The sequence below is a fragment of the Glaciecola sp. SC05 genome (genome assembly GCF_041380235.1).
Lineage (GTDB): Bacteria > Pseudomonadota > Gammaproteobacteria > Enterobacterales > Alteromonadaceae > Glaciecola.
Genome location: NZ_JBGIYY010000001.1, coordinates 155,548 through 176,859 on the forward strand (window position 1 = coordinate 155,548; position 21,312 = coordinate 176,859).

At 42.0% G+C, this 21,312-nt stretch carries 21 protein-coding genes, 1 tRNA gene and 1 pseudogene; 11 read left to right on the forward strand and 12 right to left on the reverse strand.

Features of this window, described 5'->3' with window-relative positions; translation table 11 throughout:
- Positions 1 to 709: 709 nt before the first annotated feature.
- Entirely contained in the window at positions 710 to 3,817 is a 3,108-nt protein-coding gene (locus AB9H30_RS00640) for a TonB-dependent receptor (RefSeq protein ID WP_371192643.1), read from the forward strand.
- A 94-nt stretch (positions 3,818 to 3,911) separates the two neighbouring features.
- Here AB9H30_RS00640 and AB9H30_RS00645 read toward each other — a convergent pair whose 3' ends face one another.
- Both AB9H30_RS00645 and AB9H30_RS00650 read right to left on the reverse strand, forming a co-directional pair.
- Positions 3,912 to 4,118, reverse strand: a complete 207-nt coding sequence (locus AB9H30_RS00645) for a hypothetical protein (protein ID WP_371192644.1) — start codon at positions 4,116 to 4,118, stop codon at positions 3,912 to 3,914.
- 65 nt (positions 4,119 to 4,183) lie between these two features.
- Positions 4,184 to 4,738: a PfkB family carbohydrate kinase gene (locus tag AB9H30_RS00650; protein ID WP_371192646.1), complete on the reverse strand. Its 555-nt coding sequence runs from the start codon at positions 4,736 to 4,738 to the stop codon at positions 4,184 to 4,186.
- A gap of 38 nt (positions 4,739 to 4,776) precedes the next feature.
- Between AB9H30_RS00650 and AB9H30_RS00655 the strand changes: the two genes are divergently transcribed.
- Positions 4,777 to 5,103: a glycosylhydrolase-like jelly roll fold domain-containing protein gene (locus tag AB9H30_RS00655; RefSeq protein WP_371192896.1), complete on the forward strand. Its 327-nt coding sequence runs from the start codon at positions 4,777 to 4,779 to the stop codon at positions 5,101 to 5,103.
- 197 nt (positions 5,104 to 5,300) lie between these two features.
- Here AB9H30_RS00655 and AB9H30_RS00660 read toward each other — a convergent pair whose 3' ends face one another.
- Positions 5,301 to 5,786, reverse strand: coding sequence for a YHS domain-containing (seleno)protein (locus tag AB9H30_RS00660; protein WP_371192648.1), 486 nt, complete (start codon positions 5,784 to 5,786; stop codon positions 5,301 to 5,303).
- A gap of 165 nt (positions 5,787 to 5,951) precedes the next feature.
- Between AB9H30_RS00660 and AB9H30_RS00665 the strand changes: the two genes are divergently transcribed.
- Together AB9H30_RS00665 and AB9H30_RS00670 are read left to right on the forward strand one after the other, a co-directional pair.
- Complete coding sequence (locus tag AB9H30_RS00665; RefSeq protein WP_371192649.1) at positions 5,952 to 6,770, forward strand: AraC family transcriptional regulator; 819 nt, start codon at positions 5,952 to 5,954, stop codon at positions 6,768 to 6,770.
- 300 nt (positions 6,771 to 7,070) lie between these two features.
- Positions 7,071 to 7,577: a peroxiredoxin family protein gene (locus AB9H30_RS00670; RefSeq protein WP_371192650.1), complete on the forward strand. Its 507-nt coding sequence runs from the start codon at positions 7,071 to 7,073 to the stop codon at positions 7,575 to 7,577.
- Between the two features lie 553 nt (positions 7,578 to 8,130).
- Here AB9H30_RS00670 and AB9H30_RS00675 read toward each other — a convergent pair.
- From AB9H30_RS00675 to AB9H30_RS00700, 6 genes and pseudogenes are all read right to left on the reverse strand, one after another.
- Positions 8,131 to 8,628 carry a glycosyltransferase gene (locus AB9H30_RS00675; RefSeq protein ID WP_371192897.1) on the reverse strand — a complete coding sequence of 166 codons (498 nt, stop codon included), beginning with the start codon at positions 8,626 to 8,628 and terminating at the stop codon, positions 8,131 to 8,133.
- Between the two features lie 264 nt (positions 8,629 to 8,892).
- Positions 8,893 to 10,035 (reverse strand): nitrate/nitrite transporter NrtS, encoded by a 1,143-nt coding sequence (gene nrtS / locus AB9H30_RS00680; protein WP_371192651.1) that lies wholly within the window; start codon positions 10,033 to 10,035, stop codon positions 8,893 to 8,895.
- A 419-nt stretch (positions 10,036 to 10,454) separates the two neighbouring features.
- Positions 10,455 to 11,009 (reverse strand): annotated as a pseudogene (locus AB9H30_RS00685) (IS3 family transposase); the annotation flags it as partial.
- Between the two features lie 423 nt (positions 11,010 to 11,432).
- A tRNA-Arg gene (locus AB9H30_RS00690) sits at positions 11,433 to 11,508 on the reverse strand.
- 184 nt (positions 11,509 to 11,692) lie between these two features.
- The gene (locus AB9H30_RS00695) at positions 11,693 to 12,328 is read right to left on the reverse strand and encodes a TetR/AcrR family transcriptional regulator (RefSeq protein WP_371192652.1); all 636 of its coding nucleotides are present in this window, start codon (positions 12,326 to 12,328) and stop codon (positions 11,693 to 11,695) included.
- Positions 12,329 to 12,501: 173 nt separating this feature from the next.
- The gene (locus AB9H30_RS00700) at positions 12,502 to 13,665 is read right to left on the reverse strand and encodes a flagellar assembly protein T N-terminal domain-containing protein (RefSeq protein ID WP_371192653.1); all 1,164 of its coding nucleotides are present in this window, start codon (positions 13,663 to 13,665) and stop codon (positions 12,502 to 12,504) included.
- A gap of 234 nt (positions 13,666 to 13,899) precedes the next feature.
- Here AB9H30_RS00700 and AB9H30_RS00705 point away from each other — a divergent pair, with 234 nt between their 5' ends.
- Positions 13,900 to 14,391 (forward strand): LPP20 family lipoprotein, encoded by a 492-nt coding sequence (locus tag AB9H30_RS00705; RefSeq protein WP_371192654.1) that lies wholly within the window; start codon positions 13,900 to 13,902, stop codon positions 14,389 to 14,391.
- A gap of 134 nt (positions 14,392 to 14,525) precedes the next feature.
- Here the strand turns inward: AB9H30_RS00705 and flgN are convergent, their stop codons facing one another.
- From flgN to flgA, 3 genes are all read right to left on the reverse strand, one after another.
- A complete protein-coding gene (flgN, locus tag AB9H30_RS00710) occupies positions 14,526 to 14,957 on the reverse strand; it encodes a flagellar export chaperone FlgN (protein ID WP_371192655.1) in 432 nt (143 codons plus the stop codon).
- 11 nt (positions 14,958 to 14,968) lie between these two features.
- Positions 14,969 to 15,301, reverse strand: a complete 333-nt coding sequence (gene flgM / locus AB9H30_RS00715; RefSeq protein WP_371192656.1) for a flagellar biosynthesis anti-sigma factor FlgM — start codon at positions 15,299 to 15,301, stop codon at positions 14,969 to 14,971.
- Positions 15,302 to 15,591: 290 nt separating this feature from the next.
- A complete protein-coding gene (flgA, locus tag AB9H30_RS00720; protein ID WP_371192657.1) occupies positions 15,592 to 16,299 on the reverse strand; it encodes a flagellar basal body P-ring formation chaperone FlgA in 708 nt (235 codons plus the stop codon).
- 143 nt (positions 16,300 to 16,442) lie between these two features.
- Here flgA and AB9H30_RS00725 point away from each other — a divergent pair, with 143 nt between their 5' ends.
- The 6 genes from AB9H30_RS00725 to flgE all read left to right on the forward strand — a co-directional run bounded on the left by AB9H30_RS00725 (position 16,443) and on the right by flgE (position 21,296).
- Positions 16,443 to 17,381, forward strand: a complete 939-nt coding sequence (locus tag AB9H30_RS00725; RefSeq protein ID WP_371192658.1) for a chemotaxis protein CheV — start codon at positions 16,443 to 16,445, stop codon at positions 17,379 to 17,381.
- Positions 17,382 to 18,224, forward strand: coding sequence for a protein-glutamate O-methyltransferase CheR (locus AB9H30_RS00730; protein ID WP_371192659.1), 843 nt, complete (start codon positions 17,382 to 17,384; stop codon positions 18,222 to 18,224).
- A 110-nt stretch (positions 18,225 to 18,334) separates the two neighbouring features.
- Positions 18,335 to 18,754 carry a flagellar basal body rod protein FlgB gene (gene flgB / locus AB9H30_RS00735; RefSeq protein WP_371192661.1) on the forward strand — a complete coding sequence of 140 codons (420 nt, stop codon included), beginning with the start codon at positions 18,335 to 18,337 and terminating at the stop codon, positions 18,752 to 18,754.
- Complete coding sequence (gene flgC, locus AB9H30_RS00740) at positions 18,754 to 19,176, forward strand: flagellar basal body rod protein FlgC (protein WP_371192662.1); 423 nt, start codon at positions 18,754 to 18,756, stop codon at positions 19,174 to 19,176. The genes flgB and flgC overlap by 1 nt, the downstream gene beginning before the upstream one ends.
- 31 nt (positions 19,177 to 19,207) lie before the next feature.
- Positions 19,208 to 19,897, forward strand: coding sequence for a flagellar hook assembly protein FlgD (locus AB9H30_RS00745; protein ID WP_371192663.1), 690 nt, complete (start codon positions 19,208 to 19,210; stop codon positions 19,895 to 19,897).
- 13 nt (positions 19,898 to 19,910) lie between these two features.
- Positions 19,911 to 21,296, forward strand: a complete 1,386-nt coding sequence (gene flgE / locus AB9H30_RS00750) for a flagellar hook protein FlgE (RefSeq protein WP_371192664.1) — start codon at positions 19,911 to 19,913, stop codon at positions 21,294 to 21,296.
- Positions 21,297 to 21,312 lie beyond the last annotated feature (16 nt).

Here is a 21,312-nt window from a genome sequence, read left to right on the forward strand (position 1 = left end):
CGGGGGCTGGGAATTGCAGTCACATTCTGCTTTTGGTGTTTCTCGCCTTCGGTAATGTTTATATTGAACAGTCTCTTAGGGCACTGAGCCGTCCCTGCTAGCCAACTCATAGCTCTTCATGATATGGCAGATTACCTGCTAGTTATTAGATTGATAGCTTTCTTTATTGACTAGTTGAGGATTTTTGCCGACCCGATGTTGGACTTTTATAAAACATGACTCATATGCGCTAGGGTTAATTATCAATACGCTTAATCATTTATGCTAGCGGTTCAATTTTGTCCACTGTATCTTTTCCCAATATTTTCGTTTTTTGAATACGTGTGAAAGTATGACAAAACTTAAAAGATGTGATTCGTTTAACACGAAATGTATGATTGTACATGTTGCAAAGAAACTGATTAGGAACTGCCATTAAAGCGACCACTCTCCATACCTTAGCCAAATTTAAAGTCATTACAGAAGCGCAAATCTAAACGCAGATTAACAACCCAAACCCGTCAAATTCAGCCATAAAAAAGTCAACAAAATCAGCATTTAATCATATTTACAGTATTTTGGCGCAAAAAAATGACTGAAAGTGATTTAAATTTGCGCGTTTCGATGTTAATCTTTTTTACAAAATTTTTACAAGATAATTTTAAAATATCAATATTATAACAATAATTTAGAAAAACGGTCATCACACACCTAATTTTAAGGAAAACACATGAAGACAAACAAATATGCATTATCTGCTTGCTCGGTGGCAATATTATTGGCTTTAAACAATCAGAGCGCAATTGCTCAAGAGGTCAATGCTCCAACGAACCCAGAAGAAGACGCCGTTGAAGTCGTTGAGGTAACTGGTGTTAGGGCCGCGTTGGAAGACGCTCTCAATATTAAGAGAGCAGCAGCTTCAGTAGTCGATTCAATTTCTGCAACAGACATTGATGCACTTCCAGCGTTGGATCTAGGGGAGGCCCTACAGGCATTGCCTGGCATTCAGTTAAACCGAGATGGCGGCAACCGCGATTCCGAAATTAGTTTACGCGGCCTTCCCGGTGGTTTTGTTAAAACTACCGCTGGCGGTCAGTCAATCGCTACTCCAAGTCGCAGCACGGGTGCAGCGGGTGCCTCCAATCCATTTGGTGCTTTTGAAGCAGGTATTTTTGATGGCGTTGATGTTGTAAAAAGCCCTACCGCTGATTTACAAGCGGGTGGTGTGGCAGGGATTGTTGACCTTAAATTCCAACGAGCATTAAGTAAGAAAGATGGCTTGTTCAGGGTTGATTTAGGCACTCGTTATGAAGAGCTGTCTGAAGAGTTTAATACCACTTATCGCGTACAAGGTGTCAAACATTTTATCGAAGATAGACTTGCCATTGCTTTTAAAGTTGCAGGCTCTGAACAGAACTTCCGCCGTGATACCGTCAATTTTACGCAATATACTGACTTGGTTGAGTTCAATCAAGCAACAGGGGAGCAAACAGGTGTCAGACCCGTTATTAGTGAAGAAGCTATTGATGCCTATCGCGCTCTGCACGGCTTGGAAGATAACTCGCAGATACGTGTCATCACTCGTGCCGGTCAAGCAGCCGAAGTAGCGGGTGGTGATCGCCACTCTGGTGCACTTAACTTAGAGTTCAAGGCAACTGATAATCTTAAACTAGGTCTAGACTATATTTACACTAAGCGAACACTTGACCAAAGTAATTTAGAGGACGTTCAGTTTGTTGCTCGCCGTCAAGCAGACAACTCCCAGCAAGCAGTTACCTTGATAGGCGCGCCATCTTCTTCGGGCTTTGCGGCACCGGGCGAACCCCAAACCTATACGGTTGGGCATGCCCGAATAGACAATGTTAACTGGCTACCAGCAAATCGTTTGTTCCAATTTACCGAAGATGCCAAGGGGCTTTTTCTGTATGGAGACTATGTCAATGACAAATGGGTTGTCGACGCAAATGTTTCAAAATCTGAATCAGAAAACTTTTTCATAAACGAAGGTATCGATCTTCGTCACCAGGTTGATGGCAACAGGCAACGCTTTGCACCTACGGGAATCAATATTGAAATCAATACAGGTAATGGCGACTTAGACCAAGCTTTTGCCCGTATAGTTGATGCACAGGGTAACCCAGATTCTTCTGCTCTAAATTCCTATATTTATGATGGCGCATGGACTACACCCAACACAGGCGGGTTTAGCAGTACCCTAGCTGACTCTGTCAATAATGGGCGTCGTGTGCAGTTTTTTGTAAACGGTCGAGTTGACAACCCGAAGCGTGACATGGACTCTGGAGAATTCAACGTATTGCGTTATCTCGACGTTGGTTTTAAGGACATGTTTCGTTTAGATTCGGTAAAAACGGGTTATCGTTACCAGAAAGAAGAGCTGATTAACAATGATCTACGTGTTGGGGCTGGTGGCTTAAATGCGGCGGCGCTGACGAGCGAGAATCTGTTCGGTGATGCAAGACTTTTTGTTGAGACTCAAGGGCAATTTTTCAATGGTCAATACCCTGGTGCTTATGGCCCAGGTACAGGCTGGATTACAATTGACTCAAGAAATATTCGCCCACTGCTTCAAGAGGGTATCATCGACCGGATCCCTGAGGGCTCACAGCTTGCGCTACCAACAGGCTGGGCAGTGCGCCAAGCTGGTGGAAGAAACCAATTTTTTGCTGCGAATTTTGGAACAACTCAAGACATTGCTGCTGGCTATTTAATGGCTAATTTCAGCGGTGAGCTTGGGCAAGTTTTCTACTCAGGTAATGTCGGTGTGCGTAGAATCGAAACTGACAACGAATTTACGGGCGCATTTGTTAATGCAGATGGCGTTTTACAAACTCGCACCTCAGGCAACAGTTACAGCCACACTTTGCCCTCATTAAATGTTAAGTTTGAATTGACTGACGACATCATCTTACGTTTGGCGAGTTACGAAGGGATTGTTAGGCCCAACCTTCGAAGTCAAAATCCCACTACGATTATCACAGCAAGTGAAAATGATGATGGTGATGTTACTAGCGTGAGAGTCGATTTGCCTGCATCAGACGTTGAACCATACACGGCTGATAACTATGACATCTCGTTAGAATGGTACAACCGTCAAGGCAGTGCTATTTCTATTGGTTACTTTGAAAAAGAGATTTCGGGCTTGTTTGGTCGAGACCAAGTGTGTGGAGACGATATACCCAGTGATGTCAGTGAAGGTTTGTTCGGTCCTACCGGCTTAGTGCCTGGAAGCGGTGCAGGGGGCTTAGAGTGTCGTGAATTAGCGCCATTCGGTGATGCTGATGTTGATGGTGAAGGCCGACGTATCACAGTAAACCAAGCAATTAATACTGACGGGGCAATTAAGGTGTCAGGTTACGAATTAGCCATTCAACAAAAACTTGATTTCTTACCTTATCCTTGGAATGGTTTTGGTGGTGTATTTAATTATACTAAAATTAATACCGACGAGTCAGAAGATGGAACAACGCTATTAAGGGTATCTCCAGAGTCGTACAATATCGTTGGATACTGGGAGAATGACGGGTTTAGTGTGCGTTTAACATATAATTGGCGTGACTCTCAGCAATTGTCGCAAAATATCATCCTTAATGGAACAAACAGTGCTTTCTTAGGAACCGATGCGCGGTTTGAAACCAGCCGTGGTCGTCTTGATTTAGCTGCGTCTTATCGCTTTAACCGTAACCTTAGATTCGATTTGCGCGCCTTTAACTTAACTCAAGATCAAGGTTATGAGTTTATCGGTGGAAATGAAGATGCGGTTAACCGTATCCGATATGCTGGTCGTACTTATAGCTTCGGCGCAAGCTATACGTTTTAACTAAGCTTACTGAAGGGTAGCTTTCCCTCACAGCTACAAGCCCAATAACACTTGTTCGTTATTGGGCTTATTATAACAGGTGCAGTTTTTTTGTTTACGCTTTGCCAGTTAGCAATGCCATAACAACCACATGAATACTTCCGCCACCGCCGCTATGTTCGCTTGCTGTAAAGATATGCATTGCTTGTTGTTTATCAACTCTATTATTTTCTACCCAGGCTTCCTTGTATATAAATGCGTCAAACAAGCTTTGTTTAATCTTTGTTAATGTCACTTTACTTAACCCTGTAGCAAAAGCCAAGCAACACGCCGCGCCGAGCACAATCCTCGCTGTTCAGAATCAATTGGTATCACCTCCACTGTATCTCATAAGGGATTGCTAAACTTATCGTTATCGACAATAGCGCCTCTGTGTTGAATGACTTGTGCTGCTATTTTGTGGCCAATTAAGGCCGCTTCAGTAGAGCTTCTTCCATTCAAACGTCCTGCAATATAACCAGCACTGAATGAGTCCCCTGCGGCGGTTGTATCGGTGGGTTTTATAGATTGTTCAACCTCAACTAAGGCTTTCTTATCTGCACAGACTACCCAGCAGCCGTTTTCGCCGTTTTTTACCACCAATTCCGAAATATCAAATGTCTTATAATAATTGAACAGCGCGTTTAACCTAGTAAAACCATGCATGATGACTTCGTCATCAAAAGTAGGTAAATACCACGATACGTGCTTGAGTACACGGGAACTCCAATAGATAGCGGTTTCTGTGTTAGTCCAGTTTTTTGGACGAAATTTACCGTCATAAATAATAGTTTTCCCGCTTTTTGCTAGTTTCTCCAAGCATGTACAAAGTAATTCCCGCTGATGGTCATCAAAGACCGACAGCGTGATGCCCGACAAATAAATAAAATCAAGCCCGCTCAATTGCTGCCATTACCCTAAAATAGCGATGGCAATTAAGCCTGCAAGGCAATCGTGATTTGCCAACACACATTACCTCAAATCAGTTGACCTCATTAACTGAATTGCAGCCATTAGCAGTGCAGCATTATTCAGGGACATTGGCTTATAAAACTACGTTTAATATAGATGAAGCTATACTAGGCGATAATCAAGGTTTACAACTTGATTTAAGTGAAGTAGGGGTGATTGCCCGCGTCAACTTAAACGTTAACAATTTAGTTGAATTGTGGAGCCGCCCACTTAGCAATAGGGCTATTGAAGAGCGACAAAAAAGTATCGTAATCCGACGTAAGTCCCTACAAATTTTAGCATCAGCATGTAAATAAATATGCCCTTAAAGTAGCATATTATGCAATCTTAACTTTTATTGGGCATCCCCGTCTCGAGAAAATGAGCATAATAATCAATCGAACCTAATCTTTGGTAAAGGTAGCCGTTTACAAACAAAAAAGCCGCTCAATAAAACAATGATATGAGCGGCCTTCCTAAGGGAACTTTTTGCATTGCTGACAGCTAAATTGCGTTATTCACTTGCGGCTGCAAGCACGGCGTCAGTTTTGCCTTTAATTCCGCCCCAGTTTTGGTCTGCGGTTTGAATGAATTCTGGTACATTTGATAACCAGCGTTGTTGTACTTCAGCATTTAGGTTTAAGTATAGTTTTTGATCAACAATTTTGTATGCAAGTGGGTCGGTATCAAACTTGCGGTCCATGGTTACTCCAAAGGCGCAAAATCCACCAAATTGCGGCGCAAACTTTTCTGGGTTTGCTTTAAAAGCGTCTCTATTTTTTTCACTCGCAAATTGATATATCGCATTTTTATAAGTGGCTGAAAATTCAGCGGCGCCTTTCACTGGAGCTGATTGTGTAAAATAAGAAACCGGGTCGTAACCGCCAATGGCGATGTCGTTGCTGTTTGCATTTACATCAATGTCTGCGGCAAAAGTGAATGCGCTGAAAGCTAAGCTAGCTGCAATTGCTGTTGCTTTTAGAAGAGTATGTAGTTTCATATTGATTTCCTCAAAGTAAAATAAAGTCATTTAATAAGTTTGTGTTTGGGTACGCTTAATAAGATAGCCTTTTTTTGAGATTAATTGCGTCCACTAGGCTACAATTTAATACCAATCGTCTAAAATGTGCAATAAAGATGAAATTAACAAACATAAAAGGCCAACATGGACACCCTTTCTGAAGTATTAAATCGTTTTCAATTACAAGCCAATGTATTTTTTAGTGGAAATTTATGCGAGATCAGCGAGTTTAACGAGTCACTGGGCCCGAAAGGACATTTACACATACTACGCGGCGGTAGTCTTGAATTAATCGACGGTAAAGGCGACAAATTCTCTATAAACAAACCTAGCATCCTTTTTTTCCCGCAAGGTCGATTTCATAGGATGCTACCTAATTCTGAAACGGGCGCTGATTTAGTATGTGCCACTATTGATTATACCAGTCCGCAGGCCAACCCTATTTCAAGAGCTTTACCGTCAATGCTAAGTATCGATATTTCAAAAGGTAAAAACAAAAATCTGGCCCAAACTGCGAATTGGATATTCGAAGAGGCCTTCGAGCAAAAAGATGGTAAAGAGGTCATGATTAACAAATTGTGTGATATCTTCATCATTCAAATATTACGCAGTATTATTGACAGCGCGAGTGTGAAGCAGGGGATGCTAGCAGGTCTAGCTCATCCATACTTAAATAGAGCCTTAATTGCCATTCACAAAAATCCGCAATTACCATGGCGAATTGAAAGTTTGGCTCAGGAAGCGCTAATGTCGCGCTCAAAGTTTGCCTATTTGTTTAAATCTACAGTAGGACAAACTCCTTTAGATTATTTAACCGAGTGGCGTATTCAAATTGCCCAAAGCTTACTCTCGAAAAATAAGTCTGTTGAAATGGTGGCGACTCAAGTTGGCTATGAGAATGGTTCGGCGCTGGCTAGGGTGTTTAAAAAGAAACTTGGAATGTCGCCAAAGCTTTTTAAATGATGGTGCTTTAGCTAAGAGTGCCGGTTGCGCCACTGTAGTATCCGGTATTCATGATAGTGGTTATTGTCAATGCATTGAGATAATTGTGCCTAAACACAACTTTCAACTTTGTATAAAAGCTAGGAAAAAGCGATTGTGATGGATGCAAACAGGAAAATGCACTACTCCAATGGCTTAACGCAATAGCGCTATTTCGCTTACCTACTATTGAAAGTTTTTATGCAGTCGACCTGTCTTATTTCATATTATGCACAAGCAGTAAGTTGCTTGTGTCACATTTGAACATTTATAAGGCGCAACATGAAGCTACTCCCAATACTACTTATGATTATGTTTTCTTTTGTTTCGAATGCACAAACTAATTCTGAGCATAACGCAAATTATCCTGACGCGCCGACTTGGACCTTGCTGACTCAAAGCGGTGAAAAGGTGAGTTACTCTGATTTTAAAGGTAAGCCCTTAATTATTACGTTTTGGGGGACATGGTGTCCTTACTGTAAAAAACTGCACCCCGGCCTCGAAAAAATTCGTGTAAAATACGCTGAGCAAGGACTCGAGATACTCGCGATTAGCGTGAATGAACCGTTCGGTGCAAATCCAGAAGCGGAATTAAAAAAGCGCGGTATCCACTTTCCTACCTTGGTAGAAGGCGACGATGTAGCCCTGAACGATTTCGAAATTATGGGTACGCCCAGTACTATTTTTATTTCTCCTAATGGCAAAATACTCGGCTCTACTATGGAGTCGAATCCTGACGACCCGAGATTTGAGCAAGTTGCCCAGTATCTGCTTGGTTTACCGCGGTGAGATTTTTATAAAGTTAAGGTAATAATGCGCGCTAACGAATCAGAGTTGCACGCGCAAGCTTTATGCATAAATGTCCACACAAGTGAGACAGGTATGGTTGATCACTCTAACCCCCATTTATTCAGTACAGCTTCTAGAGCATGCAATTTTTTATTGTTTTCATCGCTAAATAAACAGTAAAGGTAGAAAGGTAAAGAAACTCATTCCATTTTTTACAGCGGCGTATGCAAATATGCAAACAGACAAACCAATCGCTAAGGCACTTAACACTTTAATTATTTTTATCTTATTTTTTCTACTAGTAATTGCTCATCGCTCATTTTTTCGTATTTGTTCTGTTCCATGAAACTTCACTATGGTACGTTAATAGATGTTTGTTGTTTAAAGGTTCAACCCTCAAGCCTTAAACTAAGTATCCCATGTTTCTTTCTGTACATGAGGCTTGATGGTGGTGAATTATCTTGGACCGAATGTATTGACCAATATGTTGAATAAGCCGAAGATGTTAGGCATTTTTTAGGGTTCCGCTTTGGAATCGGTGGCCTTAATAATTTCATTCCAGTATTCTATTGCAACCTTCTCCAAGGTAAAATCTCGCGCGTAGTAGCGATTGTTGGCTGTGTTTTTCTAGCATACTTTCATCTTCGAATAACTTGATGGCAGCGGCTACATCATAGACTGAGCATTCGGTAATTAATACACCGTATTCACTTTCTGTAAGGGTATGCGCTTTAAAGTGGTGTGCTTTACCCATTATTTCTGCCGGACCTGAATCGCAACTTGTAAACACGCATGGCTTTGCTAATGCCATTGATTCAAGCAAGGCGTTTGGGAAGCTGTCGTTTCTTGAGGTAGATATAAAAAATGAGGCCTTTGCAATAACCGCATAAGGATTGGTTAAGTAGCCGGCAAATAACACCCTATCCATTAGCCCTAATCGCTTGGAGAGGGCTTTTAGATAGGCGCTTAAGCCTCCCATTCCGATAATGACTAAATTTTTGCGGGTGTGGGCATTAGCAAAACCGCGAATGAGTGTAGCTTGGTCTTTTATGGGTTAAGCGTCCCACACTTACAATAAAGTTCCCGGGTAATGTTAAAAATTCTCTGATGTCTTCACTTGCTCGCGATTTAAACAATGCTATGTCGTAAGAATTATAAATGGTTTTAGTCTTAGTACTAGCTACTTTGTAGTGGCTGACAAAGTCGTCGATAACACCTAGCGTCATTAGTGTTGGTTAACGCGGTTTCTTAACCCAGTTGATGGAGTCAAAGTAACGACAATGCTGTTCAAACAAGCAGTATCCTGCCTAGTAAGTTAGGCATTGATGTCAATGCTATCGCGGATTTTCTCTGATTTGGTGATTGCATCAGAGCCTAGGATAATGTTATTCGCCGAACCTTGAATTGCTTTACGCGTATCGTCAGCCAAAACATCAACGTTTTTGGCAAGCGTTGATAGTTTTGCTTGCTCGCTCTGTAGCCGTTGAACAACAGAATTGAGACTTTCTCGCACATAATTGGAAGAGATGGTGACTTCATCCTTACTTTTATGCATCGAGCTTTCGCTATCACTCGTCATACTTTGTGCTTCAGTCATTGAAGTATCAAGTGATGATAAGGCTTTTTGTAAACTGCCTTGGCGTTGTTTCAGTGAACTTAGATGTGTATTTATTTTAGCAGCGTTGTCTTTGGTTTGTGCCGCTAGCAACTTTACTTCATCTGCCACAACAGAAAAACCGCGACCCGCTTCACCCGCTCTAGCTGCTTCAATTGCAGCATTCAAGGCAAGTAAATTTGTTTGATCTGAAATGGTAGTGATGCCAGAAGCCAATTTTGCGATATTGTCGAACTCAGTTAAGAAGGCCTGTAATTCGACGGATAACACATTAGTTTCGTTTATCGAGACATTTACTTTATTGCCAAGTTCGATAATATGTTGGCAAATATCTGCAAATGCAGTATCTACATCGTTTAAACTCTGTTGGCTTTGAGACGCCTTCTGACATAATTGACCGCTTACTTCACTTGCGCCTCTTGCTGTTTCTGCGGTGTCTTCTACGAACCTAATTCTTTGTTTTGATGCTTGGTTTACGTTTCTTGCATTTTGTGTGATTTGTTTGGTTAACTCAACGAGCTCTTCAATACTTTCACTATCTAATGTTAAAGTCTTGTTGGCACGTATATCTTGCTTATGTTGTTCTTGCAATTTGATGAATGTAAGCGTGCCCGATATTGTAGACACAATGTAAGGGACTAAAAAGGTTAAACATAGCGAGATCCAATTGAGTCTATTTTCGCCAAACAAAGCACCGGATTGGTTAATTATAGTGAGAATAACACCAACAACTAGCATCGTGACTAGCGAACGTTTTATCAGCGGACCAGAAAAAACTATTTCAGTCGCGGTCTTATTGCTGTCGATAAGCGCTGCCGCAGCGTTTATTTGATTATTAGGCATTGTATTTCTCTATTTTTATGTAGGATGCGTTGAATTTGAAACGACCACAATGTGAAGTATCGGCAAGTGTACCGAAATGCAAAATAATTTTTCTTGTTTGTGTAAGGTTTATTCGCGGAAACATCTAGCTAGTCCATGGGCTTTGTTTACCCTTTACTCTTAAGTGGCGCTGATATACCGAGAGCGCGAGCTTCGTCTGAATACACTTATGCTGCCGAAAGCTCACCTGCTATGGGAGAAGTGCAATTGAGATCCATATCATACTCAAGAACTTGCTAACAACTCACTCAAAACAACGACAAGATATTGTTTTTTTTATAGGTATAATTTTTTACTTCGTAATATTTATAATACCTCTGTGATTTTTAAATATCTGTTTTCAGTACAATGATCCGTCCTGAAATAGGTTGACACTTATTTTATGTAAACGCCCGGTGTATCTCATCGGGCGTTTTGTATTTTAAGGCTGTATGTGGCCGCTGATAATTATAAAGCATAACCGACTCTTCAACCATTCTTCTCGCTTCATCAAGATCTTTGGGTTTATGAAGCAAATACTCATTTTTTAATATGCCATTAATACGCTCAGCAAGTGCATTTTGATAGCAATCATAACCGTCCGTCATTGAACATTGAATACCATGTTTTATATGGATTTGCTGATATTCACTTGAACAATACTGTATTCCTCTATCTGAATGGTGAATGAGCGGCTCATCATACAAGCGCTTCTTTAATGCTTTAGTTAGGGCGCTCTTGACTGACTGTGTTTTCATGTTGCTGTCAATATAGTGTCCGACTATCTTGCGAGAGTAGGCATCGGTCACCAAACTGAGATAAGTATCTCCATTTTGCGTCGGTAAATAAGTAATATCAGCAACCCACAGCTGTTCTGGCTTGGTCGCAATAAAACCATCTTTTATTAAGTTTGGGTGGCGATGAAACCGATGATGGCTGTTAGTGGTTTTATGATAGGTGTAGTGGTCAAGTCATTTAGTTGGGGGGATTCACGAATTAATGATTGCTCTAAAAGGCTTTTCAAAGGCAATTTGGGAGGCTGGGTCGCTATAGATAGAAATCATCACCTTCAGTTTGTGTTATTCGATGTACTTGAATTTGAAAGAATGCGTAGTAAGGATACTTCAAGTCTTAAAAGTGTTTCAAGCTAAATAGCTCTAGCTAGCGACTGTGTTACACATGTTAATTTATCAGGCTGAAAGTATCAAAGAATTAAATTTGTGAAGACCAAACTTGAGAGGAAATTGGATGAAGCGTTAACCAGTTATCTGACTTGAAGTTTAAAAAGTTTCTCGTTATGTATGGTCACATTATGGTCACAACACCTCGCTTACTGATCATTATGTCACAAAGGCTTCCATTCAATATCGCTCAAAAATTGGCCGGCCCTAAGGGACTCGAACCCCTATTTACCGCTTAGGAGGCAGTTGTTCTATCCTGTTGAACTAAGGGCCGGCAGATGACTTGTTTATTTTGTGACAGTTTAGAGATTAAAACAACCGTGAATGTAACCCTATGTGCCCAATTCCTTTGATGAATGACACCTTAGGAGGGGATTGCTCTATCCAGCTGAGCTACGAGGACTGATTAGTATAAAGAATTAGCTCTTTAATCATTGAGCCATTTTATAGCTAACAGTCTATGCACTTTTTTGATAATAACTTTCGTGTAAACACAATATTTTTGCAACTACCGACGCTACGTGTGCTTTACGCTGTTGTTCATCTAGCTTGAACTCTAAGTTCATAAGGCTTCGCATGTGCCAATCTCCTTTAAGCAGCGTATAAAAATCGATAGCCAATAAGCGCGCGTCATCTTTACCGATCTTGTTTTCAGACATGCTATATAAAACATCTGATAAGGCATTTACGCTAGCAACGGGTCCGGCTTCATAAAATAGTTTTGCGACACGTGGCGCATTGTCCGCTTCAGCAATAATCGTCGAATACATCGAAATTACGACCTCATCAAGCAGAAGAGCGAGAAATTTTGTCGCAATATTTATCAGTGCTGTTTTTAAGCAAGTTTCATCACCTCCAAGATGCTCAGGCTTAATTAAGTATTCTTCGCACTTAAACGCAATCACTGCTGAAAATAATGCATCTTTATTTTTGTAATGTGAATAAATGGTTTGCTTTGATACGCCAGAATGCTTTGCTACCTCCTCCATCGAGGTTTGCTTAACGCCGTTGGCCAGAAACAGCTCTTTAGCTGAGTCTAGTATGGCTTCACGTTTTTCTGTACTCTTTGGGCGACCGGCTCGAGATGCTTGCATAAACACTTAATTAATAGACTGGGCAGTTTATAAATTGAGTCTATTGCATTCTCTTACGAAGGTCAAAGCACAATCAAAGAAGTTTGATGGTCTTACGCCAGTGCTGACGATTTACCCTGTTTGCTCTTCTGGCGCTCACTTACTCCCCAAAATAGAGGCTTTGATGCTGTTTGCTATTGGCGCGCCACATAGTCATTTGGCTGCACATCGCCTAAATAACTATTGTCTACAGAGCTCAAGGTGGCGGTATTATTAAACACCTGTCTGACTACCAGTGGCGTTGGGTGCAAAATAAACTGATGATATTCCTGACCAAAAGAATCATTGATTTGCTTGACGTTGAACAAGGTTAACTGATCGCCAGTCTGCACCTTATGATTTCGACCCAAGTTAATCTGCAACTGATTGTTGGCAACTGCCAATACCCGGCCCATGGTAGGTTCGCAGTTTGCGAGTTGCTCTAAATCGGCAATACTCTTTTGAATATTTTTAACTATATTTTGTCCATAAACGCTTTTCCAAAACTCGCTGGAGCCAACATCAACCTTCGCTCGACTATCAAAATCCCACTGTGCTTGTGAACGATAGGTTTGTGAAAATAATTGTTCGCCGGTGGCTCCGTTTATGAGGTTAACACTGTAATCAAAGGCTCTGGTTTGTTGAACACCTTTGTAAAAGTCAAATGCGGCAGGGCGCTGTCGTTTAACGGAAATATCGTCAATGGTGACCGTCAACACATATTGCGTATTCGTTTTACCTGCCAAAAACTTGGCTTCTTTAGATGCATCGCTTAAATGCCAATCAAATACATAGGGCTCAATATGCGAAACATTTAGCGCTGGACTGAGTTTATTGAGCAGTCCCTGAAATTTAAGCGCTACTTCTTTACCTAGTTTATGAACTTGGCCATTTGCCGCTTGTCCCTCGTAGCGGATCGGAAAATAGGTAGTCGCAATTCGCTTGGTATAGTCTGCAGCTGAGCATTGGGTGTCTTGAGCAAATATGTCAGCACGAATAGATACGGTAACCACACCGTTATGATATACCTCATCAATCAGTTCCACTGATGAAACCTCACCTGCCGCTCTTACCTCAAGCTGTTCATTCATTAGCAAGCCGTTGGTAATTTGCTGCACGCTAGTGACTGAGGCGCCGGCAAATAGTAGTGCCTGACGAATGGCTTCTTCGGTAGCTTGTTGCCTCGCTTGCTCTCTATCACCGGCAACAATTACCGCTTGCCCACTGGCTGAAAACCATGCACTTTGACTAAAAGTGCTGATGCAAAGCAAGCATAAAACTAGCGTTAAGCGGGTAGTGTAGGATAGTTGTTTTTGCATTTGGTCACTCCAATCGTGCTTGGGCAAAGGTGATAAGCGAATGTTTAATCAAAATACTTAACGATTTTTGACGATGAGCCGCATTTGTAAATTATTCCTATGACTATCAATTAACATGCCAGATAAGCTAGTAATTAACGATTTAAGTGGCTAAGTGATATATCGTGCTTAATGGCATACGCCTTGCTTTGTTAATCGTATTCAACAACCCCTTAACCAATATGAGTTAACAGTATGCAATTTAAGCACCATGGGTTTACAAGACTTTCATGCCGATGCGCAGTGGTTATTGCCTTAGGAATAGGGCTGTCAGGATGTCAGTCGATATTTTCCAAGCATGTAGAGTGGGAGACTATAGAGCCTGAACAATACCCCGTTTTAAACGCAGTTGGCTATGCACCCATTGAAGCTCAGCTTGGGTTTAACGCTTCAAACAAACGCTTGCAAGCAATGAAGGCCTCTAAACTTGATGCCTATCGAGAGCTTGCTGAGCAGGTCTATGGTCAAAAAGTGGACGGTAATCAAGCTTTAGCAAATTTAGTTTTGACAGACAACCAATTAAAAGCCTCAGTTGAAGGTGTTATCCGAGGTGCAAGAGTGGTAAAAAGCTATCCGGTAGGTGACGATACTTACGCCACCGAACTCGAACTTGATATGGCGTTGGTTTACGACTTATATTTATCGACGGCAAAACCTCGCCGGATTCGCGATGTGACATATTATTAATTATGCAGCATACATGAATAACTCCATGGGCTTAGCGTCGACCGACTTATAGGCAGGCAAACAAAAAACGCATCTTAATAGATGCGTTTTTTTTGTGGGGTGGAGCATTGTCTAAATGGTAAATGGTATATGACTTACGCGCTAATACCTTTGCCAGAGCTTTCACCTCTTGGACGTCCTGCCCGGTCATAGGTCATCGATTCTTTGGCTCTAAGCTCCATCATCATATTTCGCAAATGAACGAGCCTGAGCTGCCCATGCTCTACTGACTTGGCGTTTATAGCGGTTAAATATTTACATTCACCCAAGACCTTCTTGCAGTCGTCAAGCAATGCGTTGCAACTATCAGGTATCTCAGATTGCTCAGATACACGTTTGTGCATAATCTCTACGGCTTGATCTTGTGACTCAATATTCGCTAACAAGGCTTCTTTATCTTGAAGAAGCTGCATCAGAGTTTCAGGTTCGCGAGAGCTGATTAAATGCAGCTCTTGCTCAAGCACAACTTTTAGTTCGCATAATAGCTCAAGTTGTTTACTGATTGCATTTTCAAGACTAGTTGTCATGTTATCAACTCCTACGCTTTAACGCCTAAGATTTGTGACTCGAGTACGGCGATTTTATTCGCAAGTACTTCTGGATTCACGCGATACTCGCCATCATTTATAGCTTTCTTCAAGCGGTCAACCTTTTCTTGGTTGACTGGTGCTTCGCCACCCTTTTTCTGCACGTTAGCGAGCTGCTGAGCTGATTGGGTTAAAGACACTGAATCTTGTTTGATCGGTGCTGCATTTTGCGCTGCACTCGATGTATTTGCACCGCCAGACGTTTGCGCTTGCGTTTGTTGTTGCGCAAGTTTCGCCGCGTCTAGTTGTGGCTTGTTCGCATTGTTTATGTTGTTAATTGACATAATATTTCACCACCATTAATTACCTATACAGTTATGTATCGGCCGCACTAAGTTGTTCTTTAGTGCTAACTGTGACATTTTATTGTCACTTTGACTGATCATAGCATTTTATTGACATTTTGAAAGTCGACTGTCCTGACTAACAAAATAACCTAAGTTGTTTACATCCTGTAAATACGTGGCTTAGGCCTAAGTTGTACTGTACTAATTCGTGCTTAACGTCTTGTGTTTCTATGGCGTTGAGCAGCGTCTATGCATAACTTAGCAACTCTTATACCAAGTTATGTATTCTAAATCTTAATCGTGACTTCTTCAGTACCCGCGACGGTGGCAAATACCATTTTGTCAGATGACATGTTTCGCACCTGAATGGTCTCACCTAGTGTCCCGTCCTCTTCTGCAATACCATATACTTGTATGCTAAGGCCGCCGGCGACTGCGCTTATAGTGACCCTATCACCCTTACAAACGAAGCATAACATCGCCGAACTCAATACGGTGCCTGGTCTTAAACGTCGTTTTACGCGTGCACCGTTGATATCTTTTATGGTACTAAAAGTGCTGCCTCGAATTTTGCTTTTGTCTATATCGGCAATTTCTATATTTCTTGAGCTAAGCAATGCCCCTGGGCTCAATGTATCGGTGGTAATCACAACTTGTTGAAGACTCTGAATAGACACATTGGTAAACACGAACCATTGTAGGCTAGGGCAACTAACTTTCACCGATACGTTTGACAGTCTTGAGTCAAAATTAGGGCTCTCAAAATCAAAGCCTTCTGGGCAATTAGGCACTGCAATTCTAGGGTCGATTTCTCTGACCTTAATATCGGTATTACCGGTGTTTGATTCAAACAACGAGTATCTAACGAAGTCTTCAGTCTGAGATTGGATCGTAGCGTGAGGACTCGTTTGTGCAACGGCTGCCAAACTGACAAAAAATAAAGCAAAGACTATGCTAAAAATGGTCGATACATAAATATGTTTCTTGTAATGCATGTGTGACATCCTGATTTACGTTTAGCTCTTTGCTCTATAAACGACTGCCATTATTTTGTCGGATGCAGAGCCAGAAGCGGCGTTTAGCTATTAATACACATCCATACGCAACTATCGTGCCGAACCTTTATTTGGGAGATTCCATGTCAGGTATTTTAGATTCTGTTAATCAACGCACGCAGTTGGTTGGTCAAAACCGTTTAGAGCTACTTTTGTTTAGATTGAATTCAAAACAGCGATTTGGCATTAACGTGTTTAAAGTTCGAGAGGTTTTGCAATGTCCGCCGCTAACCTCTATTCCAAAACTCAACGCTTTAGTTAGAGGGGTTGCGCACATTCGCGGTCAGACAATTTCAGTGATTGATTTATCAATGGCCACTGGAGGCTCGCCTATCGAGGATGTAAGCAAGGGCTTTATTATCATTGCTGAGTATAATCGCTCGGTGCAAGGGTTTTTGGTGGGTTCAGTTGAACGCATCATAAATACCAATTGGGATGCAATTATGCCGCCGCCAAAAGGCACTGGCAAAGCAAGCTATTTAACCGCGGTCACCGAAGTTGAAAATGAACTCATTGAAATTTTAGACGTTGAAAAAATCTTACATGAAATTTCTCCTCTTTCATCTGACGTATCACGAGAAATTGCTGACAATGTTGATGTTTCCAAAAGCGACGGCAAAATTATATTTATTGCTGATGACTCTTCAGTTGCGCTTAATCAAGTGAAGAAATCTTTAAAGACGCTAGGCTTAGAAATTGAAACCGCGAAAAATGGCTTAGAGGCCCTAAACCGACTTAAAGCCATCGCAGCTGAAACCGGGGATGTTACCGATAAGGTTGGTGTATTAGTTTCCGATATCGAAATGCCTGAAATGGATGGGTATACCCTGACGGCTGAGATTAAAGGTGCACCGGAATTATCGAGGTTACATGTTATCTTGCATACCTCTTTAAGCGGCGTATTTAATCAAGCCATGGTCTCTAAGGTTGGAGCGGATGACTTTATCGCTAAGTTTCATCCAGACGAACTAGCCACTGCAGTGCAAAAATGGTTACAAACTGACTTGAAGAGTAAAGTTTAGGTGTCACCGGCAGCAAGAAGCGAAGTTACCCCAAACAAATATCTACAGTTTTCTACGTTTTTGGCAGAGCGATTGGGTATCACCTTAGGCGACAACAAACAGTATTTAGTGAACAGTCGATTGTCTCTAGTCATGCGTGAATTCAATGCAGTGGATATAAACACCTTTATAGACGACGCAATATCAGGTCAGAATTTGACCTTAACTGAACGAGCACTAGATTCAATGACGACCAACGAAACCTTTTGGTTTCGAGATGAATACCCCTATCAAATTCTGACTAATGAACTACTCGGCAAAATTGCCAATCACCGAAAAACATTACGTATTTGGAGCAGCGCCTGTTCGTATGGCCAAGAACCATATTCTATAGCCATGACCGTCCTTGAATATCAGCGCCAGCATCCAGGTGCGTTTTCTCAAGGCGTGGAAATTATGGCGACGGATATCTCCCAGCGAGTATTAAGTTTTGCAGAAAAGGGTATATATGACCAGTTGGCTATTGCCAGAGGTTTACCTGTTGACATGCAAGCCAAGTATTTTTCGGTTGTTGATACCAGTAAGTTAAGTGTAAAACCGGCTTTGCGTGCTTTGGTTAAATTTAAACAGACGAATTTAATGGACAGCTTTTATGCTATGGGTAATTTCGACGTTATTTTTTGTCGTAACGTGCTGATATATTTTGATAACGTCAATAAGGCAAAGATACTGCAAAAACTTTCCGCTTTGTTGCCAGCCCATGGCGCAATCCTGTTAGGAGCCGCAGAGTCAATTGCCGGTGCTGAAGACACTTTGAAAATGGAAAAATGCTCTCGCGGCCTTTATTACTCTAAGCGCAGCTAATTAATTTGTTCAATCCTCTCTAAAAAATCCCAATCTTTTTCTATTTGGCATAGCAATTGCTCATCTGTGAACATTCAAGATAATTAACGCAATCGTTCAGGTATTTGTTTATGGCCATTAACTTAGACCGCTTAGCAGGCTTTCACCACAATGCACTTAAAGTTCGTGCAGATAAGATGGAAGTGATCGCTGGAAACTTAGCAAACGCAAACACACCAGGTTACAAGGCTCGTGATATTGATTTTCAAAGCGCTATGAACAGCGCAATGCAGTCGTCACAAACCACTCAAGCTGGTCCATCAAGCATGGTGAGAACCAACGATAAACATATCGCTGGCTCCTCGGCGCCAAGGTTTGACGTGCAGTTTCGGATGCCAGATCAGCCTGATACTGGTGATGGCAATACGGTTGACGTGCAGGTTGAGCGAAACGCTTTTCTAGAAAACGGCATGCGTTATGAGGCAAGTTTAATGTTACTAAACGGCAAGTTTAGCGGAATGAAAAAAGCACTTAGCAGTGGAGGTCAATAATGAGTTTATTTAATGTAATGGATATATCTAGCACCGGCATGGCGGCAGAAAATGTCCGCTTGAACACCACTGCTAGTAATATTGCCAACGCTAACAGCGTGAGCAGCAGCTATGAAGATACTTACCGAGCCCGTCACCCTGTGTTTGCAGCGGCGATGGACAAGGCCACAGAGAACCAAGCTAAAGGCGTCGGGGTTGAAGTCAAAGGTATTGTTGAAAGCAACAAACCACTGCAAATCGAATATGCCCCGGGTAACCCAATGGCAGACGAAAATGGATACATATACAAATCGAACGTCAATATCGTGGAAGAAATGGCAAATATGATGTCTGCTTCTAAGGCCTACGAGACCAACGTTCAAGTAGCGGATACTACCAAGCGTATATTTCGTAGAGTATTGCAATTAGGTCAAGGTCAATAGTCAGCATAGCTGTCATTAAGAGGATATTTTCATGAACTTATTAGAGCAACAAGGCCTGAATCGCGACCTGTATTGGAATACGGATAAGCAAGTCAAGATTGCGCAAAACGATGATCAAACGCTTAAGCAAGAAGACTTTTTCGCGCTGCTTACTGAGCAGTTGGCGAATCAGGATCCAACTAAGCCAGTTAACAACGACCAGATGGTGGCGCAGATGACATCATTCACTACCGCTGACGGTATCTCTCAGCTTAATGAGCAATTCAGCAGCTTTGCTGCTTCGATGACCTCCAACCAGGCTTTGCAGGCATCTAGTTTAATTGGTCAACAAGTTTTGGTTACCGGCAACATTGGCTTTAAAGATGGTGCTGATGGCTCAATCAGCGGTGTCATTGTTAATGAGCAAACCACCCAGAATACTGAAATTAATATCTACAATACTGCAGGCGAGGTGGTTCGCACAATGCAGATCGGTACGCAACCAGCAGGCAATATTGAATTTAATTGGGATGGCACTGACAACAACGGCAACAGTTTGCCATCAGGTGACTATGCGGTGCAGGTTCAAGGTGATATTTTTGGTGAGGTACAAGCGTTGCCTACCGCAATCAATCGACACGTCGACAGCGTCAGTTTATCTGGCTCAGGTCAAGGTGTTGTTCTTAATTTAGATGGTGATGTCAGTATCAAGTTAGATGACGTCATACAAATTGGTAAATAATAGGGGAATTTAGATGTCTTTTAATATCGCACTAAGTGGTGTATCCGCTTCTCAAAAAGATTTAGATACTACGGCTAACAATATTGCAAACGTTAACACGGTAGGTTTTAAAGAGTCACGCGCGGAATTTGGTGATGTGTATGCTTCGTCTCTTTTGGCCTCAGGTAAAACCAAAGTCGGTGACGGTGCTTTGACTCAAGAAGTATCCCAGCAATTTTCTCAAGGTAGTTTGAGCTTTACCAATAACTCATTGGATTTAGCTATCACCGGCAATGGTTTTTTTGCTACGGTTCCTGAAATTACCTCACGCGACTTTTCGTTTACTCGTGCAGGTCAATTTAAACTAGACAGCAATAATTTCGTGGTAAATTCAGCGGGCGACAATTTACTTGGTTTCCCGGTTAACCCAGACGGTACATCGGCGTCGGTTGCCTTGAGTACGACGGTGCCAGTGCGAATCCCTGACTCATCGGGCTCACCGCAAAAGACCTCTGAAGTTGATTTACGATTTAACTTGCCTGCAGGTGACCAAGTTAGAGATCCCGCCGCTTTTGATCCAACAGACCCTTTAACCTATAGCGCGGCGACGTCGGTTACTATTTATGATTCATTGGGCGATAGCCATGTCATGACCTACTACTTTATGAAGGACAACGATCCAGCTGCGGTAAATGAGTGGTATGTTGCGGCAGCGGTAGACGACCAATTGGTGGATATAACCAATTCGGATGGCTCCGATGCAGACCCAGCTAGCGCTGTTAATACTATGGGCACCGCTACGGGTAATGCTGTTGCAGCAGCGAAATTAAGATTTAGTGATGGTGGCGATTTCATTGGCATAGAGTCTGCTGATGGTCTACCGCAGCCAGATCGAAAAATTATGACCGAGGCGCTTGGGGGCCTAATTCTTTCGAATGGCTCAGATGCAACCCAACAAATCGGCATCGATTTCAATTTAGACCCCCTCGGTGCTAATCCAAACGAACCGACTCAGTTTGCTTCTGCCTTTGAAGTTACTTCCTTAGAGCAAGATGGTTTGCCTGTTGGTCGACTAACGGGCATCGATATTGGACCCGACGGTTTAGTGCGAGCCACATTTTCGAACGGAACCTCTGAACCCATTGTCCGCGTAGCCTTGGTAAGATTCTCAAATGAACAAGGTCTAACGCAGCAGTCGGGTACAGCTTGGAAAGAAAGTATACTTTCTGGTGAGGCGTTGGCAGGTGAGGCAACTACCGGTACCTTCGGTGACATCAACTCCTCTGCGCTAGAGCAGGCGAACGTGAACTTAACCACTGAATTAATCGATATGATCATCGCGCAAAGAAACTTCCAAGCAAACTCAAGAGCCCTTGAAGTCAATAACCAGTTAAACCAGACTATCCTTAACATTCGATAATCTAAAGCGGTGAAAG

What these genes read in the sequence shown, in the direction of transcription:
- AB9H30_RS00640 (WP_371192643.1), top strand. Translation starts at nt 710, where the DNA reads ATGAAGACAAACAAATATGCATTATCTGCTTGCTCGGTGGCAATATTA.
- AB9H30_RS00660 (WP_371192648.1), bottom strand. Translation starts at nt 5,786, where the DNA reads ATGAAACTACATACTCTTCTAAAAGCAACAGCAATTGCAGCTAGCTTA.
- AB9H30_RS00665 (WP_371192649.1), top strand. Translation starts at nt 5,952, where the DNA reads ATGGACACCCTTTCTGAAGTATTAAATCGTTTTCAATTACAAGCCAAT.
- AB9H30_RS00670 (WP_371192650.1), top strand. Translation starts at nt 7,071, where the DNA reads ATGAAGCTACTCCCAATACTACTTATGATTATGTTTTCTTTTGTTTCG.
- nrtS (WP_371192651.1), bottom strand. Translation starts at nt 10,035, where the DNA reads ATGCCTAATAATCAAATAAACGCTGCGGCAGCGCTTATCGACAGCAAT.
- AB9H30_RS00695 (WP_371192652.1), bottom strand. Translation starts at nt 12,328, where the DNA reads ATGCAAGCATCTCGAGCCGGTCGCCCAAAGAGTACAGAAAAACGTGAA.
- AB9H30_RS00700 (WP_371192653.1), bottom strand. Translation starts at nt 13,665, where the DNA reads ATGCAAAAACAACTATCCTACACTACCCGCTTAACGCTAGTTTTATGC.
- AB9H30_RS00705 (WP_371192654.1), top strand. Translation starts at nt 13,900, where the DNA reads ATGCAATTTAAGCACCATGGGTTTACAAGACTTTCATGCCGATGCGCA.
- flgN (WP_371192655.1), bottom strand. Translation starts at nt 14,957, where the DNA reads ATGACAACTAGTCTTGAAAATGCAATCAGTAAACAACTTGAGCTATTA.
- flgM (WP_371192656.1), bottom strand. Translation starts at nt 15,301, where the DNA reads ATGTCAATTAACAACATAAACAATGCGAACAAGCCACAACTAGACGCG.
- flgA (WP_371192657.1), bottom strand. Translation starts at nt 16,299, where the DNA reads ATGCATTACAAGAAACATATTTATGTATCGACCATTTTTAGCATAGTC.
- AB9H30_RS00725 (WP_371192658.1), top strand. Translation starts at nt 16,443, where the DNA reads ATGTCAGGTATTTTAGATTCTGTTAATCAACGCACGCAGTTGGTTGGT.
- flgB (WP_371192661.1), top strand. Translation starts at nt 18,335, where the DNA reads ATGGCCATTAACTTAGACCGCTTAGCAGGCTTTCACCACAATGCACTT.
- flgC (WP_371192662.1), top strand. Translation starts at nt 18,754, where the DNA reads ATGAGTTTATTTAATGTAATGGATATATCTAGCACCGGCATGGCGGCA.
- AB9H30_RS00745 (WP_371192663.1), top strand. Translation starts at nt 19,208, where the DNA reads ATGAACTTATTAGAGCAACAAGGCCTGAATCGCGACCTGTATTGGAAT.
- flgE (WP_371192664.1), top strand. Translation starts at nt 19,911, where the DNA reads ATGTCTTTTAATATCGCACTAAGTGGTGTATCCGCTTCTCAAAAAGAT.